Origin of the sequence: Pseudovibrio sp. WM33 (assembly GCF_001623165.1) — a bacterium.
Taxonomy (GTDB): Bacteria; Pseudomonadota; Alphaproteobacteria; order Rhizobiales; family Stappiaceae; genus Pseudovibrio.
This window is the reverse complement of record NZ_LMCK01000142.1, coordinates 23,992-41,116: the sequence shown is the minus strand read 5'-3', so window position 1 is coordinate 41,116 and position 17,125 is coordinate 23,992. Positions and strand designations below refer to the sequence as shown.

Here is a 17,125-nt window from a genome sequence, read left to right as displayed (position 1 = left end):
AGGTTATGCTGGGGAGCGTGGCATGGGATGGGTGGTTATGAGTGAACGGGAGTTAAATCGGGTTGAAGTGATTGCGCAGGTTGTGCGCGGCGAGCTAAGCAATGCGGGTGCCGGTAATCTGCTGGATCTGTCGGTGCGCCAGATATCGCGGCTGGTGAAGCGCTATAGAGATGAAGGTGCCAGCGGCCTACGCCACCGTGCCCGTGGCAAGCGGCCGAATAACCAGATCAGTGACGCCAAGCGTGAATACGCGCAAGTTGTTATCAGCGAATATTATTCTGACTTCGGGCCAACACTGGCGGCAGAAAAGCTGGAAGAGCATCACAGCTTGAAGGTCTCGCGCGAGACGGTGCGCAAATGGATGATCGAGGCCGGGATTTGGCTGAATAAGGCGCAGCGGCGCACGTTTCACCAGCCGCGCAATCGCCGCTAAGCCTATGGCGAGCTCATCCAGATCGATGGCAGCGATCATCGCTGGTTTGAAGAGCGCGGCGATCCATGCACCCTGCTCGTCTTTGTTGATGATGCGACGTCCAAACTGATGCACCTGCAGTTTGTGCCTTCAGAAAGCGCGTTTTCCTATTTTTCTGCTCTGGAGCAGTATTTAGATAAACATAGCCGTACAGAGACACAACCTTGGCGCCCCGCGCAATCAATCCGCGGGAAACATACTCGCCGACACCCGCTGATCCACCTGTTATCAGAACAGTTTTTCCGTCAAGTCGTGGTCCAGGAGGACACATACGTGTTCTCGCCCCTTGACGAAACATACACCGTAAAAGGCGCAAAACACTGGTTTTGGAGGGTTTATATGGGGTGAGGTCTATGGACACTTTTTTATCCTTGTTTACAGTCGGTCAAGATCGATTGACCATAATACTTAACTAGATTACTATTCTAATCAAGTATTATCTGTAACACCTCGGATATGTGATGACTCAGTTTGATTTCGCCCCAGAATCCCAAAAGGCAACCATTCAGGCAGCGCATCTGCTGTTGCTGCAAGCCGCTCGCCTTCGACAGAAGCTACAAACGGCAGTGAGTGAGGCGTGTGATCTGACCTTGTCAGAAAAAGAACTTCTTGGACGCGTCCAGCAATCAGGAGGTGAAGTGCGGATGAGTGATATTTCCAGTGCTCTGATGTTCACCGAAGGTGGCGCAACAAAGATCATTGGCCGGCTGGAGAAACAAGGTCTCGTCACGCGACATCGCTCGCAAGAGGATAAACGGGTTATCCTGATCAACATCACAGAAGAAGGTGAAAGCAAACTCGCAACCGCTCTTAGCGCCATGGCGAACGTCGCCTATCCGCTTTTAAGCAAAGTGTATTCTGAAGAAGAATGCGCCGAGATGACCCGCTTGCTGGAGAAGCTTGGTGCACATCCCGACCTGTTATGAGCGAGGTGCTAACGGCCTTATCAGGTCCGCTTAGACAAGCAAATGCCGCAGATACGAAAAAGATTCTGCGGCATTCATTCATCTTCTCAGGCCTTAAAAGTCCATCACAATACGACCGTCAATCTTGCCGTTACGCATACGATCGAAGATATCATTGACGTTGTCGAGCGGCTCTGTGGTGTAATGCGCCGCCACCTGGCCTTCACCAGCAAACTCTAATGACTCCCGCAGATCATTTCGCGTGCCCACAATGGAACCACGTAATGTTTTGCGATTGAGCACCATATCAAAGATGTTGAGTGGAAAGTCCTCAGGAGGCAAACCAACAAGGCTCATAGTGCCGCCACGTGCCAGCATGCCAACACCTTGCTGGAAGCTCTTGCCAGCCACTGCCGTCACCAACACGCCCTCAGCACCGCCGCCAGCTTGCACTTCAGCCACCGGATCGCACTTGAAGGCATTCAGCGTCATATCCGCGCCAAGTGATCTTGCAAGCTCCAGTTTGTCCTCTGCAATATCAACCGCAATCACATGCAAGCCCATGGCCTTGGCGTACTGAACAGCCAGATGCCCCAAACCGCCAATACCGGAAATCACAACCGTTTGTCCCGGTTTTGTCTCCGTTTCCTTCAGCCCCTTGTAAACGGTTACACCTGCGCACAGAATTGGTGCTGCAGGTGCAAATTCAAGTTCCTTCGGCAAATGAGCGACGAAATTCGGGTCAGCCAAAGCATATTCTGCAAAGCTGCCATTGACGCTGTAACCCGTGTTTTGCTGGCTTTCACATAAAGTTTCCCAGCCATCAACACAGTGACGACAGCAGCGGCAAGCGGTGTGAAGCCAGGGAATTCCAACGCGATCCCCCTCTTTCACCGAAGTGACATTCCGGCCTTTCTCAACCACAATGCCCACGCCTTCATGGCCCGGAATAAAGGCTGGTGTCGGCTTGACTGGCCAGTCACCTTCAACAGCGTGAAGGTCGGTGTGGCACACGCCAGTGGCCTCAATTTTCACCAGAACACTGTCATCATTTACTGTAGGCTTTTCAACTTCACACACGTCCAACGGCGCACCAAACTCGCGCACAACGGCCGCTCTCATCATAGACATGACGGGCTCCTTGACCTGTTCGGGCCGCAGCGGCCCAGATGCATACAGGGAAAGCTAAATTTTGCAAATGCAGGTATGCAGCACCAGCATTCAACCCGAGCCTAACAAATCTCCTGCCAAGTATAAAAGAGATGATATTTCAAGGATGCAAGCGCGGTTAACAACGTTTCTCGCCAGTCACTCAAAGTTAAAAAGGCTTGTTCTTTAATACAAAACCCGCGGACGACAATCAGGTGTATTCAAGGACATACATTTCCGTAAAGTGAAACAAATTCATCAACTTAGGCTAACTACGTAGCTTTTAGGCGACTTCACCTGAGATCATTTCATCGTCATGAGTCGAGCGGAGACCTGACACTCTCCCCCTACTCCATACAACACCACAAAACATTTGCCTCCACCTAACAATATCAAGTATAAATCAAATGTATGCATAAGGTAGATTATGGAATTACTTGCTATTATTCAATCTAAATATAGCAATTATGAGTATTGTATCATTTAAATACTTAAACATCTAACAGCTAGTTCATACTATGGATGATCATCACCATCACTCAGGCCAAGTAAACGTCTTGCGCGTAAGATCACAGGTGCATCGACCATCTTGCCATCAACAACAAACGCGCCTTGTCCTGCTGTATCCTTTTGCTTTTCAAGCACATTCAAGGCCCACTGAACTTCCTCATCACTAGGCTCAAAGCACGAATTGACAACGCTGACTTGAGAAGGATGAATGGCAAACTTGCCGTTATATCCCATATCTCGCGCATTGCGGGCTTCATCTTCAAGTCCTTCAGGGTCATTGAAGTCTAAATACACGCCATCAATCGCCCAAAGATGGTTCTGAACGGCTGCATTCAGCAGCTGTCCACGTGGCCACACAAGACTGTTCCAGCCCATAGTGCCACCTGTCTCTGCCGTATAGTCCGCATACCCAAAGGCCAGTGCATGAAGCAGCGCATGAGTTGAGGCAATCGCTTCTGCGTTAGACAGTCCCGCTGGCGTTTCCAACAACGCGCACACCCGCACCATCTCCTTGCCAGGATGGCCCTGCAGCAGATGGTCAAGTTGCTCCAGATCACGCGGGCTTTCGCATTTGGGCAGAAATATCCAGTCTGGCAGGTGCGCCAGATCCAGCAGGCACAGCACATCTTCCAGTCCATCCGGCGTGCTCATCGATGAGATGCGAATACCGATTTCACAGGCCTCATGCTCGCGGATCTCATCTTGAAGGCCGCGCAGCAGATCTCTAGCGGCTGGCTTTTGCTTTTCAGAAACACCGTCTTCAAGGTCAAGCACCACACACCCTGCTCCCGATGCTGTCGCCTTCGGGAAAAGATGGGCTTTATCTGCAGGTAAGAATAACAGGCTCTTCACACCGGAACTCCAACTTAATCCATTGACGCCGTTAAGGCAGAATGTAGATCAGTAACAATTAATTTCCTGAAAATAGATAGGATCAAGCTGACCTCTTTGACGATGGACCCCGGACATAACCGCATGCCTGCAGACCACTTTGATCAGCTGTATCAACAAAAACTGATAAGCGCAGATGAGGCGATAAAAACGCTTGCAAGAGATACAAAGCTGATCACCTTCGGGTGTTATTGCGGAACCCCTCCTCGCCTTACCCAAGCCTTTTGCGAGGCTGCTGCTGCCGGATACTTCAGCAGCACACCAGATGTTTACCTGCTCCGCTCGCGCAAAGAGATTGTCGATCAGTTTTCAAATGTCGAAGTACTCAAACAAATCAAGCTGCTCTGCCCCTTTTTAGGAGGAAGTTTTCGTCAACTTGCTGATCACGCCAAGGAGTTAAGACAGACCCATCCGGATCTGATCATTCCGCACTATCTGCCAGAGCATTTTAGCCTGTATGCACAAGGTGTTTTCTCCCGTCATGGCAAGCCCAATGTGCACTTGTTTCAGGTCTCTCCCATGGACGAGCACGGCTATTTCAGCTTTGGTGTAGATGGTAGCATGTCCATCCCCCTGGCGTTTGAGGCTGGGCAGATTATCGTTGAAGTCAATCAAAATATGCCGCGCACCTTTGGGTCTGGGCTCGTACATATCTCTCAGGTCTCAGCCCTTATTGAGCACAACAGCGACCTCATGGTCCTGCCGAAGAAACCGACAAGTCCTGAGGACCATAAGATTGGTGAGTTTGTTGCTGAACTTGTACCAGATCACGCTTGCATTCAGCTCGGCATTGGCGGCGTCCCGAATGAAGTTGGCAAACGCCTGAAGACAAAATCTGATCTTGGCATTCACACAGAAATGCTGGGGGACACGCTGTTCGAGTTGATACAGGCCGGTAACGTATCCAACCGGTATAAACAGCTCAATGTCGGGCACACCGTTTTTAACATCGCTCTGTTCTCCAATCCCGACTACTACGCCTATCTCGACAACAACCCAACCATGGCCTGCCACCCGGCGCACTACGTCAACAATCCGCACATCATTGCTCAAAATGACCGGATGGTCTCCGTAAACTCCTTCGTGGAGATTGATCTGTTCGGCCAAGTCGCCTCAGAATCCATCAACTGGCGTCAGATTTCCGGCAGCGGTGGGCAGCTGGACTTCGTCCGCGGAGCATTCCGCTCCAAAGAAGGCATTGCCGTGCTCGCTGCCCATTCCACCGCGAAAAACGGCAGTATCTCCAAGATTGTCCCGCGCCTGCAGAACATCGTCACAACCCCGCGCAATGACGTCAGTTATGTGGCTACAGAGTACGGCTGCACCAACCTGTTTGGCATGTCCACCTCAGAGCGCGCCCACGCCCTCATTGAGCTCGCCGCCCCGCAATTTCGCGATGAGCTGCGCGAAGAAGCCAAAAGTCTGACCATCTACTAGGCTGAAAGGAGCCCGTCATGTATTCAGCCTACGCTCAAATCTCGGAAAATCGTTTTCTGGAGATTTACGGCCTCAACTTCGAAGATTTCTCCGTGGGCCAGATCTTTCACCATCGTCCCGGCATGACGGTTTCTCAGCAGGAAAATGCAGAGGAAGCGTTGGACACCTTCAATGCCGCAATGCTGCATTATGATGCCCATTACGCAGCGCAGACAGAGTTCAGGAAACCTCTCGTCGTCTCCACGCTGACACTGCAAAAGATCTTCGGCATGAGCTGGAAGACCTTTGCCAGAAAAGACCGCATCACAGCGTTTAAGAACATCTCCATGACTGCGCCCATCTTCGGCGGCGACACGCTCTACTGCTGTAGCCAAATCATCGCAGTAGCAGAGACTGAAGACAAAACCGGCCACGTCACCGTAAAAGCCTCCTGCACCAATCAGGAAGGCGTTGAGGTCGCCAACCTCACATACACCGTCAGCATCTTCAAAAAAGGCAAGCATCCGGTTTGGGGCAACCTTCCCAACTCCAGCAGTAATCCTTGGTTTTTGGCCTATTATCAACGTGAGGATGGGTCCCTACAGGAAACAACAGGCATCTACTTTGAGGGGTTCGCAACAGGTCAGGTCTTCGAGCACAGCCCGGACATCACACTCCATTCGTCTTCCATGCTCCGTCACGCCGTCCAGACCATGCAATGGCACCCACTCTACCGTGATCATGAGTTCGCGCGGGAGGTCTACGGCAGAGACCGTCTGCCAGCATCAGAACTGCACGTCCTCTCGTTGGTCACCGCCGCCACCACAACCACCTTTGGCCGTGTGGTTGCCAATCTGGGTTGGACCGATACAAAATTGTCTCGTCATTTCTATGCAGATGACCGCTTCAAAGTGCAAAGCGAAGTCCTGTCAAAGCGAGAAAGCCGTTCCAGACCAGATCAAGGCATTTTGACCGTAAAAACCGTCGCCCACGATCAAACCGGCACCGAGGCCCTCTCCTACACCCGCACCCTGCTCGTCTACCGTCAGGGCGGAGGTCCATACGCAGCCGCTGGCTATTGATCCCACACCACATTCTCCTATGATGCTCTCTTGTGTAAAAGATGGATGACACGTGAGACCAGCTATCATGAGCAAAGCCGCATGGCAGTTGGAAGCCGCTGAAAACAATGCAGATCTTTATCAGCATATGTTTGAAGCCCATGGCATTCCCTATGAGCGCTCTAAGGAGCTGTTTCACACAACTGTGCCGCCCCTTCCGTTTTACTCCAGCATCGTGACCTGCCTCCCGGCAACAAAACCTGAACTCATCAATGACTTCACGCGCACTGCTACCTTTGATGTTTATGTCAAAGACAGTTTTGCGGTCCTTCCACTGGAACAATCTGATTTCAAAAAACTGTTCGATGCCAGCTGGTTTTATCTGACTGAAATCGTCAAAGCAGACACGGCAGGCTGGGAGCAGATAAAGACCGCCCGGCAGCTGGAGCACTGGGAGGCAGCATGGAAGACAAGCGGCAATCAGACAGACCGCAGCATGTTTCCACCTGCACTTCTCACGAACCCGAACATTGCCTTTTGGGGCTATGCTGAAGCGGGAAAGTACACCAAGGGCTTCATCGGCAACTGGTCTGGCAGCTCAATCGGCCTTTCCAACATCTTTGCAGGCACACTGTCCCTACAAGACCTCCAACAAATAGCGGGCCTGTTGCAGGCGTGGCAACCATCAACACCCATAGTCGGCTATGCACGAGGTGAAACTCTGCACAGCACCATACAAACGGGCTTTGAAACTTCCGGAAACCTGACGGTCTGGATCAAACAACTCTCACCAAGCTGAGCTCTCATGCGAGCAACAGCATGCAATCGCTCAAACTTTCATCAAGCACCATTGCCTCCTGCAACAAAATGTGAGGCGTAAATAATTGTTTCCATTGTTGTATTTCGTCATCACACCCGCAGAATTTTGGTCACAATTCGCCCCTACCTCTCCTGTGCAACACATCGTTTCAGGAGAAAAGCCATGGCCATCGAGGTTTGGCTGACTTACGTCCTTGCCTGCACCATCTTACTCATCATCCCCGGACCAACAGTCCTTATGGTCTCCAGTTATGGTATCAGCCAGGGCCTGAGGGCGGTTGTCGCCTCAGCCCTTGGCGTTAGTTTGGGGAGTATCTTACTGATCTCGGTCGCATTGGCCGGGCTCGGCGCCGTCATCTCAACCTCCGCGCTGCTCTATGACATCCTGCAATATGCGGGCGCGACCTACCTCATTTATCTGGGCGTCAGCATGTGGCGCAGGAAATCTGTCCTCAAAGACCAAATGGAGATTGTGGCAACGACCCGCCTGCAAATATTCAGAGATACGTTTCTGGTCTCAGCATTCAACCCAAAAGACATGCTGTTCTTCGTCGCGTTTCTCCCGCAATTTGTAGATGACACGATTCCAGTCATTCCGCAGTTCATACTGCTGGGAGCAACCTTCGTGGTCCTTGGTGGCATCAACACGATGTTCTGGACCTCCATGGCAGGCAGTTGCAGTGCCATGCTCACCGGAAGCAAATGCGCAAAACGTCTCAACAGGATCGGAGGGACTGGTCTGCTGAGTGCCGGGCTTTTCATCGCACTCTCCGGTAAATTTCCGTAAAACTCACGGACAGTGGCAAGAACTCAAAGTCTCTCCAGTATTTCTCAAAGGCCTGCCTCTACCCAAACAGCATCTACATGGGTAAGCTACTCACCTGCTGCACACTTTGAGATATCAGCTCAAAGCCTTTCAACTCATCACCTGTTCATGATCGATCAGGTCTTACCGGAGAACATCATGGCGTTTGAAGCATGGATCGCGTTTGCCGCGGCAAGTATCCTACTACTGATCATTCCCGGTCCAACCGTCCTGATGGTCATCAGCTACAGCCTCAGTCAGGGCAAACGCGCCGCAGTTGCCTCCGTCACCGGAGTGATGCTGGGGGACCTGTTTGCCATTACAGCAGCTCTTGCTGGCCTTGGAGCCCTGCTGGCAACCTCCGCCATGCTTTTCCAGATCATGAAATACATCGGCGCAGCCTATCTGATTTACATTGGCATTAAGATGTGGCGCAGCAATTCCGGCCCATCCACACAAGTTGAGATGCCACATGTTCCGGCACTGCAGATCTTCAGAGACACCCTGCTGGTCACCACCTTCAACCCAAAGGGTATGCTGTTTTTCGTGGCGTTCCTGCCTCAGTTTGTTGATCACACCCAGCCCGTGCTGACCCAGTTTTTCATTCTGGGACTCACTTTTGTTACGCTTGGTGGCATAAACACAGTGTTCTGGGTGTCCATGGCGGGCGGATTGCGCAAAGTCGTCAACGGACCAAGCACACTCAAGCGCCTCAATAAGGTCGGCGGCACTGGCCTTCTGGACGCAGGTATTTTCACCGCTTTGTCTGGCCGCGTGAGCTAGCAAAAAAGCCCAGAACATCCGGGCTTCTCACAATCTATCGAAGAAGTGTTTTCAAGGCATCCGCCACAATAATCGTAGCTGCCTTGAGATCCGACAGCTGCAGATGCTCATCCGCCCCATGGGCATTGGCTTCCAGAATGGACCGCGGTCCTGCACCATAAAGCACTGTTGGAATACCGGCCTCAGCATAATGGCGGGCATCGGTATAAAGCGGAGCGCCCGTGCTTTTCAGCTCAATGCCCAAAACCTCTTTGGCAGGCCATTTCAACGCTTCCACCAGCTTTTTTGCACCCGGCAACTCGCGCAGCGGCTCAGCAATCATAATGCGCCGACACTCCACCTCAACACCGCAATCTTCTGGTACCAAAGCTTCAATCAGCTCAATCAGCTGCTCTTCCACCTGTTCCCCGTTTTCTTCGGGAATCAAACGCCGGTCAACGCGCAGCGAGACGCGCTCTGGCACAACGTTGGTGTTGATGCCGCCTGAGATCAGGCCCACAGTGATCTGAGGTGATCCAATGCCATCCTGTTCACTCTGAATGGACTTAAGCCTTTCGCGTTCCTCATAAAGTGCTGTGAGAACCGGCGTTGCAGCTTGCAGGGCATCCGCGCCACTCTCTGGCATTGCAGCATGCGCCTGACGGCCACGGAAGATCACTTCCATGTGCAAACATCCATTGTGAGCCGTTGTCGCTGCATAAGAAAAGCCTGCCGAGATCGCATAGTCCGGCTTGGTCAGCTCTTGCTCCAACAGCCACTTTGGCCCTACAAACCCGCCAGCTTCCTCATCATAGGTCAGGTGCAGCTCAACCGAGCCTTCCAGCTCATCCGCATACTCACGCAGAGCTAAAAGCGCAAACGCGTAGGTGGCAAAATCTCCTTTGGAAACTGCAGCTCCGCGCCCATACAAAGCACCATCGTCAATCTCGGCGCCATAAGGATCTTTAGTCCAGCCTTCTCCCGGAGGAACAACATCACCGTGTGCATTTAGAGCAATCACTGGGCCGAACCCGTCGCCAAACGTTTCACGAATAATCAGGTTGGTCACAGAGACCATGCCGTTCTGGCGCACAAATGGTTCTGGAACAGGGTGCTTTTCAACGGTAAAGCCAAGGCCTTCAAGCAGCTCAGCAGTCCGCAACGCGTGGTGCTCTGTATCCCCTGGCGGGTTGTCGCTTGGCACCTTGACCAATTCGCGCAGGAAGTCGACCTGCTCCGCAAACCGGTTTTCAATCGCGGCCTTCATGAATGCTCCCCTTGAATTTTACAGTAGCATTAATCCAATAGATAACGGTCATGGTTGCAAGCATCTTGTCATGCAGCCCCTCATGTTCCAGTGGATTATTGCCCCTTACGTAACTGTAGTAAGCACTTTCCGGCAAGGATCAAGAACTGCAAGCACTCTGTTCATCTGCCACCAGATCCTCCAGTCGGAAGCTGAAGATCCGGCAGATCTGTCGCAAAGCCTCCGCGAACTCATCTTTCGCGCTGTTCTGCAAGCGAAGCTGGAAGGCCTCCAGTATCTGATGCTTGGTTGCCCCTTTCACCGCAAAGATGAAGGGGAAGCCATAGTTGGATTTGTAGGTGCCGTTAAGCTGGGTGAACTGCTCATATTCCGCATCACTCAGCTGGTCCAGTCCAGCGGCGGACTGTTCATTCACAGAGGCATCAGCCATTTCACCGGCACGCGCCGCTTTGCCTGCAAGGTCAGGGTGTGCACGGATTAACGCCAGCTGCGCCTCTTCATCCGCATGTTGCAGAGCGTTAGCAAACGCCTCAATCAGCGCATGACGAGAGGCAAAAGGTGCATCTCGCTGGGCAACAGTTGCAACCCAGGGAGTGTGCTCGGCAACCCCGCCAAACACTTCGACAAAGGTGTTCAGCGAAAACCGGTTCACCTCATCCAGAGAATAAGTCACCATGGCCTCAATGCCCCTGCAACCAGGCGCCAAGAATCTCGCGCTCTTCTTTGGTCATGCCTGTCTCATTGCCAAGTGGCATGGCAGAGGACCGCACCGCCTGCGCCATGATCAGACTGTCATAGCGTTGCAGATCAGCAATGCTGTCCAGCTCGATGTTTTTAGGCGCTTCGCTAAAAGCCTCATTGGTTGGCGTCGCACTATGGCAGGCTGCACAATGGGTCTGCGCGATCTCCAGCACATCACTGTCTGGGATCGGACCATGTCCACCACCAATCTTGGCAGGCTGTGTCACAATGAGAGCTACAAACAGACTGACGGCTGCGGTAGGCAAGGCCCACCAGAAATTGGCAAAGTTGTCATGCGCATCATGACGATTGATGAAGTGGCGCACCATGCCGCCCATCACCAGGATCAGCGCAACAACCAATACAGGTTGGCTATGCCCCGTCAGCAACGGATAATGGTTGGACACCATCATCAAAAGAACCGGCAATGTCAGGTAATTGTTGTGAACCGAGCGCTGCTTGCCAATCAGGCCAAGCGCGGCATCAGGTTTACGCCCTGCCAGCAGGTCTGCTGTAATCTTTTTCTGGTTCGGGATAATCACCATAAACACGTTGAAGGCCATAAACGTGCCAATCAGCGCGCCAACGTGAATGAGAACCCCGCGTCCTGAAAAGACCTGAGAATACCCATAGGTCGCGCCCAGAATGATCACCAGAAGGCACGCAGCCAGCAAAGGTGTGTTCTTGCCAATGGCAGAGCGGCACAGGCGATCATAGATGATCCAGCCCAGCCCAAGGGACGCGATGGAAATCGCAACAGCCTCAACAGGCAAAAGCTTCATGACCTCTGGGTCAATGAGATAAACTGTTGCATTGAAATAGTATTGAACGCTCAAAAGAGCAAAGCCGGATACCCAGGTGAGATAAGCATCCCACTTGTACCACATCAGGTCTTTCGGCAGCTCTTTCGGTGCCACCATGAATTTCTCAACATGGTAGAAACCGCCGCCGTGGACTTCCCAGGCGCTGCCAAAAATGCCCTCTGCCTGCCCTTCCCGTTTGCGCAAGGAAAGGTCGAGAGCGATGAAATAAAAAGAGGTCCCAATCCAGCCCACGCCCACAATCAAGTGAAACCAGCGGAAAAGCAGATTGAGCCATTCACTAAGGAAAGTGGCTGTCATTGTCTTGTTCTTTTAAGTTCAATTGAAATGAGTGGGCAGCGGGAGAAAACCCCCACTGCTGAAATCAGCGGAGAGCACCGTGAAAAAATGTGGCGCTCTCCGAAAACAAGCTTGAGGCTTATTCAGGCAGCTGGTCGTCGATGCCTTTAACGTAGAAGTTCATGGAAAGCAGTGCACCATCTTCAGCGCTTACACCAGCTTTCAGGAACTCAGAGCCGTCCTGTTTGGTGATTGGGCCGGTAAATGGCTTCAGTTCACCAGACTTGATCGCAGCAAGAGTTTTGGCAGCTTCTTCTGCAACATCCTGCGGGATGTTGGTGAACGGCGCCATGTGAACCATGTCGACATCCAGACCGCCCCAGGTGTCCTGGCCCTTCCAGTTGCCATCCATCACTGCCTGTACGCGGGCAATGTAGTAAGCGGACCAGTCGTCGATGATCGCAGTTGCTTGTGCCTTAGGCGCAAACTTGATCATGTCAGATGCCTGACCAAAGCCCATGATGCCACGCTCTTCAGCAACCTGCAGAGGCGCTGGGGAGTCAGTGTGCTGAACCATGATGTCAACGCCCTGATCGATCAGTGCTTTTGCTGCATCAGCTTCACGGCCCGGATCATACCAGGAGTTCACCCAGATGGTCTTGATCTTGAAGTCCGGGTTCACAGATTGTGCACCCAGCATGAAGGAGTTAATGCCACGCACAACTTCTGGGATCGGGAAAGAACCGATGTAGCCAGCAGTACCGGATTTGGAAACCTTTGCAGCGATCTGACCAAGCACATAACGACCTTCATAGAAGCGAGCGCCGTAAGAAGAAACGTTCTTCGCCTGCTTGTAGCCGGTTGCATGCTCAAACTTCACTTTCGGAAACTTGCGCGCAACCTTCAAGGTTGGGTTCATGTAACCAAAGGATGTTGTGAAGATCAGCTCGTGACCGGAGCGAGCCAGACGCTCAATCGCGCGCTCAGCATCCGCACCTTCCGGTACGCTTTCGATGTAAGTGGTTTCAACTTTGTCGCCAAAGTGCTTTTCAATCGCCTGACGGCCCTGATCGTGCTGGTAAGACCAACCGTGGTCAGAAACTGGACCAACATAGATGAAACCCACTTTCAGTGGATCAGCAGCAATTGAAGCCCCTGCGGAAAGACCAAGTGCAACTGCAGCAGTTGCAGCAAGCTTGAAGATAGTGCGCATTGTGCGCTCCCCTTTATAGGTTAACCTGCATTCCTGCCACGCAACACCCTAATAAGCGCGGCGGAACACACCATTGAGAACCAGATGAACGACGGCGCCAAGCAAACACGATAGGAACAAACCCGAAGGCCGTTCTGCGCATTTGTGCGCCCACAAGTTGTTTTTCTGCTTTGTTTTCGCTCGCAAATAATTGCGATCGTTTATTCGTGCGCGTGCAGAAATCCGCAAGTTGTGCAGCCGTGAATAAGTTCATATTCACTCAGAGATTTAAATCTCTGTTATCCATATCTCCGACCCACCATGTATACGAAGGTCGAAATATTTACAATTTGACCAACGTCTACTATGAGCGCGTCGGTCAAATCAGGTTCTTATTAGCGATCAGGCACAAAGGGCTTACCAAGACATGCAGGTGTATTCACCTTGGCAAGTGTCTTATTACGCGAGATCATGATCAGCACAATGATAGTTGCCAGATACGGTAGCGCGGACATCAACTGCGTCGGCAAACCAATGCCAGCAGCCTGAGCGTGGAACTGCAAAATGGAAACAGCACCAAACAGATAAGCCCCAATCAGCACACGCGCCGGGCGCCAGCTTGCAAACACCACCAGAGCCAGCGCAATCCAGCCTCGGCCCGCTGTCATGCCTTCAACCCACTGCGGGGTGTAAATGAGCGACAGGTAGGCACCAGCAAGGCCAGAACACGCCCCACCAAACATCACCGCAAGATAACGCACCTGAATAACCGAGTATCCAAGCGAATGCGCTGAGCCGTGATTGTCACCAACCGCACGGATGATCAAACCCGTACGAGACCTGAACAGCACAAAGTAAACCGCAATCACAAGACCATAAGAAGCGTAAACCAGAACGTCCTGATTAAAGAGCAGCGGCCCAATGAATGGAATGCCCGACAACACTGGAATAGCAATCGGTTTCAGGCTGATACCCGGCTGACCGATGAAGGCTTCTCCAACCATGCCGGAAAGGCCAAGCCCCAGTATAGTCAGCGCAAGGCCTGTCGCCACCTGATTGGCCATCAGATTAAGCGTCAGGAAGCCAAACAACAGGCTCATGGCAACACCGGAGATCATGGCCGCCACAATGCCGATGTAAGGAGAGCCAGTCGCCTGTGTCGCTGCAAAACCCATCACAGCGCCGACAATCATCATCCCCTCAACACCAAGGTTGAGCACACCTGAACGCTCCACCACAAGCTCACCAATAGCAGCAAGCAACAGCGGTGTAGACGCGGTGATTATGGTCAAAAGCACCGCCTCAATCATGGAAAGATCAGACATTGCCTGCCTCCTTCATGTTTTTCACACTGGAAGCAATCTTGAATCTGTAAAGAATGAGCGTGTCACAGGCGAGCACAAAGAACAGCAGCATGCCCTGAAACACACGCGTCACCTTATCGGTCAAACCAAGGCTAACCTGAGCAGACTCGCCGCCGATGTAAGAAAGTCCAAGCAACAATCCGGCGAACAGAATGCCAACAGGATTCAAACGCCCAAGGAACGCCACGATAATCGCGGTAAACCCATAGCCTGGAGAAATAACAGGCGTCAGCTGCTCAATAGAACCGGAGACTTCCGCCATACCAGCCAAGCCAGCCAACCCGCCGGAAACGAGGAAACCAAACCAGACAACCCCATTACTGGAAAACCCAGCAAAACGGCCAGCACGCGGTGTCTCACCCATGACCTTGATTTCAAAGCCTTTGAGCGTGCGAGACAGCATCCACCAAACCGTCAGAACGGCCAGAATGGCGAAGATCATGCCAATATGCAGACGTCCTTCACCGATTTTCGGCAGCACGTGTGCCGCGTCAAAAATCCGGCTTTCCGGGAAGTTAAAACCTTCCGGATCACGCCATGGACCACGGACAAGAAAGTCGAGAATGTACTGCGCAATGTAAACCAGCATCAGGCTGGTCAGAATCTCATTGGTCCCAAACCGCACTTTCAGGAACGCCGGAATAGACGCCCAAGCCATACCGCCCAAAATGCCCATCAGCACCATCAAAGGCAGGGCCAGAGGGCTGGTAAAGTCGTAAAACAGTACCGGAATGATGGATCCAGCCAGCGCACCCATGGTGAACTGACCTTCAGCACCAATGTTCCAGGAATTGGACAGGAAACAGACAGACAGGCCAACCGCGATCAGCACCAGCGGACCTGCTTTCACCAGCAACTCTTCAATGGACCAGCTGGTTGTCAGTGGCTCAATGAAATAGGCATAAAGCGCATCAATCGGGTTGTAGCCCATGCTGACAAACAAAATAGAGCCACACACAAGGGTGAGACCAATCGCAATCAGCGGTGAAACAACGGTCATCAGCTGAGAGTGCTCAGCGCGTTTTTCAAGTTCAATGCGCATGGGTCTCTCCCGCTTTTGCTGCAGGGGAAGCAGATTTGCCCTCACCCATACCCGCCATCAAAAGACCGATCTTCTCACGCGTCATTTCAGAAGCTGGCTCGGCGACAGAAAGCTCACCACGAGAGATCACCGCAATCCGGTCAGACAGCTCGTAGATCTCATCAAGATCTTGGGAAATCACCAAAACAGCAGAACCACCTCGGGCCAGATCAATGATCGCCTGACGGATCAAAGCCGCAGCACCTGCATCAACGCCCCATGTCGGCTGGCTAATCACCAACACTTTCGGCACACGGTCCAGCTCACGGCCAACCACAAACTTCTGCAGGTTACCGCCAGAAAGCGAGCGCGCCTCAGGATTATCATGAGACATACGCACATCGTAGGAAACGGTGATGCGCTTTTCCATTTCAGTTGCAAACTTCTGGTTAAGCATGCCGTGCTTGATCAATGACGGCTCAGTTTTATAGCGCGTCAGCAAAATATTGTCAGAAAGCACAAAGCCCGGCACCGCACCATGACCCAAGCGCTCTTCAGGCACAAAGGCAGAGCCCAGCAAACGCCGGTCATTGATCTTGCGCTTGCCAACCGGCACACCGCAAATTTCAACCGCATAAGCATCTTTGACCTGCGTCTCACCAGAGATCGCGTCAAACAACTCGCTCTGGCCGTTCGCTGCAATCCCGGCAACAGCAACAACCTCGCCGCCGCGCAAATCCAGATTGACGTCCTTCAGCTCAATGCCAAACGCACCATCCGACGGAATAGACAGATTGCGCAGCTTGAGCATCACATCGCCCGGTTGTGCTTCAGTCGCACCAGCGGAAATATCATGAACATCACCACCCACCATCATACGGGCAAGGCTGGCTGGTGTTTCCTCAGCAGGATCACACCCACCCACCACACGGCCATGACGCATGATCGTGGCGTTGTGGCAGATCTTCTTCACCTCTTCCAGACGATGAGAGATGTAAAGGATCGCACAGCCTTCAGAGGCAAGACGCTGTAAGGTGACAAAAAGCTGATCCGCTTCTTGCGGGGTCAGTACAGACGTAGGCTCATCCATGATGATGAGACTGGGGTTCTGCAAAAGGCAACGTACGATTTCGATACGCTGACGGATGCCAACCGGCAGATCTGCAACCAGTGCTGCAGGATCCAGAGGCAGGCCATACTTTTGGGAAACCTCAGTAATACGTTTGGAAAGAGCCTCGATTTTCTCGCCTTTAGGCAAGGCCAGCGCGATGTTTTCAACCACACTCAGTGCTTCAAACAAGGAAAAGTGCTGGAACACCATGCCAACGCCCAGTTTGCGGGCAGCCGCAGGGTTCGAGATTGAAACCCGTTTCCCCTTCCAGAGGATCTCTCCCGCACCCGGTTCAAGAGCGCCGTAGAGAATTTTCACGAGCGTGGATTTACCCGCTCCGTTTTCGCCCAGCAAAGCATGAATTTCACCTTGCTTAATGACGAGATCGACATTGTCGTTCGCTAGAATGTCACCAAATCGCTTGGTAATACCCTTGGCTTCTATGAGATCTACGCCCTCTGCCACCGGGCCAGACCTCTGTTCGTTTTCCATCGTGTTATCCGTTCCCCCAAGCAAAATTAGATCGAGATGTTCTCCCT

General features: G+C 52.3%; 15 protein-coding genes and 1 pseudogene. 7 read left to right on the top strand and 9 right to left on the bottom strand.

Going from position 1 to position 17,125, the window contains the following annotated elements; all coding sequences use genetic code 11:
* Nucleotides 1-22: 22 nt before the first annotated feature.
* Both PsWM33_RS24955 and PsWM33_RS24950 read left to right on the top strand, forming a co-directional pair.
* Nucleotides 23-616, top strand: a pseudogene (locus PsWM33_RS24955) (helix-turn-helix domain-containing protein); the annotation flags it as partial.
* 317 nt (nucleotides 617-933) lie between these two features.
* A complete protein-coding gene (locus PsWM33_RS24950) occupies nucleotides 934-1,398 on the top strand; it encodes a MarR family winged helix-turn-helix transcriptional regulator (RefSeq protein WP_063296899.1) in 465 nt (154 codons plus the stop codon).
* 93 nt (nucleotides 1,399-1,491) lie between these two features.
* Here the strand turns inward: PsWM33_RS24950 and PsWM33_RS24945 are convergent, their stop codons facing one another.
* Both PsWM33_RS24945 and PsWM33_RS24940 read right to left on the bottom strand, forming a co-directional pair.
* Complete coding sequence (locus tag PsWM33_RS24945; protein WP_057461165.1) at nucleotides 1,492-2,508, bottom strand: zinc-dependent alcohol dehydrogenase; 1,017 nt, start codon at nucleotides 2,506-2,508, stop codon at nucleotides 1,492-1,494.
* A 534-nt stretch (nucleotides 2,509-3,042) separates the two neighbouring features.
* A complete protein-coding gene (locus PsWM33_RS24940) occupies nucleotides 3,043-3,888 on the bottom strand; it encodes an HpcH/HpaI aldolase/citrate lyase family protein (protein WP_208994741.1) in 846 nt (281 codons plus the stop codon).
* Nucleotides 3,889-4,011: 123 nt separating this feature from the next.
* On the opposite strand from PsWM33_RS24940, the gene PsWM33_RS24935 reads away from it, so the two are divergent.
* From PsWM33_RS24935 to PsWM33_RS24915, 5 genes are all read left to right on the top strand, one after another.
* Nucleotides 4,012-5,364 (top strand): acetyl-CoA hydrolase/transferase family protein, encoded by a 1,353-nt coding sequence (locus PsWM33_RS24935; RefSeq protein WP_063302050.1) that lies wholly within the window; start codon nucleotides 4,012-4,014, stop codon nucleotides 5,362-5,364.
* Between the two features lie 17 nt (nucleotides 5,365-5,381).
* Nucleotides 5,382-6,425 (top strand): MaoC family dehydratase, encoded by a 1,044-nt coding sequence (locus PsWM33_RS24930; protein ID WP_063302023.1) that lies wholly within the window; start codon nucleotides 5,382-5,384, stop codon nucleotides 6,423-6,425.
* A 67-nt stretch (nucleotides 6,426-6,492) separates the two neighbouring features.
* A complete protein-coding gene (locus PsWM33_RS24925; protein WP_063302022.1) occupies nucleotides 6,493-7,203 on the top strand; it encodes a hypothetical protein in 711 nt (236 codons plus the stop codon).
* A 183-nt stretch (nucleotides 7,204-7,386) separates the two neighbouring features.
* Nucleotides 7,387-8,010 carry a LysE family translocator gene (locus tag PsWM33_RS24920; protein WP_063302021.1) on the top strand — a complete coding sequence of 208 codons (624 nt, stop codon included), beginning with the start codon at nucleotides 7,387-7,389 and terminating at the stop codon, nucleotides 8,008-8,010.
* A gap of 177 nt (nucleotides 8,011-8,187) precedes the next feature.
* Entirely contained in the window at nucleotides 8,188-8,811 is a 624-nt protein-coding gene (locus PsWM33_RS24915) for a LysE family translocator (protein ID WP_063302049.1), read from the top strand.
* A gap of 34 nt (nucleotides 8,812-8,845) precedes the next feature.
* On the opposite strand, the gene PsWM33_RS24910 is transcribed toward PsWM33_RS24915, so the two are convergent.
* From PsWM33_RS24910 to PsWM33_RS24880, 7 genes are all read right to left on the bottom strand, one after another.
* Nucleotides 8,846-10,057 (bottom strand): ArgE/DapE family deacylase, encoded by a 1,212-nt coding sequence (locus tag PsWM33_RS24910; protein WP_063302020.1) that lies wholly within the window; start codon nucleotides 10,055-10,057, stop codon nucleotides 8,846-8,848.
* Between the two features lie 139 nt (nucleotides 10,058-10,196).
* Nucleotides 10,197-10,733, bottom strand: coding sequence for a 2-oxo-4-hydroxy-4-carboxy-5-ureidoimidazoline decarboxylase (gene uraD, locus PsWM33_RS24905; protein ID WP_063302019.1), 537 nt, complete (start codon nucleotides 10,731-10,733; stop codon nucleotides 10,197-10,199).
* A gap of 4 nt (nucleotides 10,734-10,737) precedes the next feature.
* Nucleotides 10,738-11,919: a urate hydroxylase PuuD gene (locus PsWM33_RS24900; RefSeq protein ID WP_057466299.1), complete on the bottom strand. Its 1,182-nt coding sequence runs from the start codon at nucleotides 11,917-11,919 to the stop codon at nucleotides 10,738-10,740.
* Between the two features lie 118 nt (nucleotides 11,920-12,037).
* Entirely contained in the window at nucleotides 12,038-13,111 is a 1,074-nt protein-coding gene (locus tag PsWM33_RS24895; RefSeq protein WP_063302018.1) for a BMP family ABC transporter substrate-binding protein, read from the bottom strand.
* Between the two features lie 374 nt (nucleotides 13,112-13,485).
* The gene (locus PsWM33_RS24890) at nucleotides 13,486-14,415 is read right to left on the bottom strand and encodes an ABC transporter permease (RefSeq protein WP_082827144.1); all 930 of its coding nucleotides are present in this window, start codon (nucleotides 14,413-14,415) and stop codon (nucleotides 13,486-13,488) included.
* Entirely contained in the window at nucleotides 14,408-15,496 is a 1,089-nt protein-coding gene (locus PsWM33_RS24885) for an ABC transporter permease (protein WP_063302017.1), read from the bottom strand. Before PsWM33_RS24885 ends, PsWM33_RS24890 begins: the two co-directional genes overlap by 8 nt.
* Nucleotides 15,486-17,078, bottom strand: a complete 1,593-nt coding sequence (locus tag PsWM33_RS24880; protein ID WP_063296911.1) for an ABC transporter ATP-binding protein — start codon at nucleotides 17,076-17,078, stop codon at nucleotides 15,486-15,488. The genes PsWM33_RS24885 and PsWM33_RS24880 overlap by 11 nt, the downstream gene beginning before the upstream one ends.
* Nucleotides 17,079-17,125: the final 47 nt, after the last annotated feature.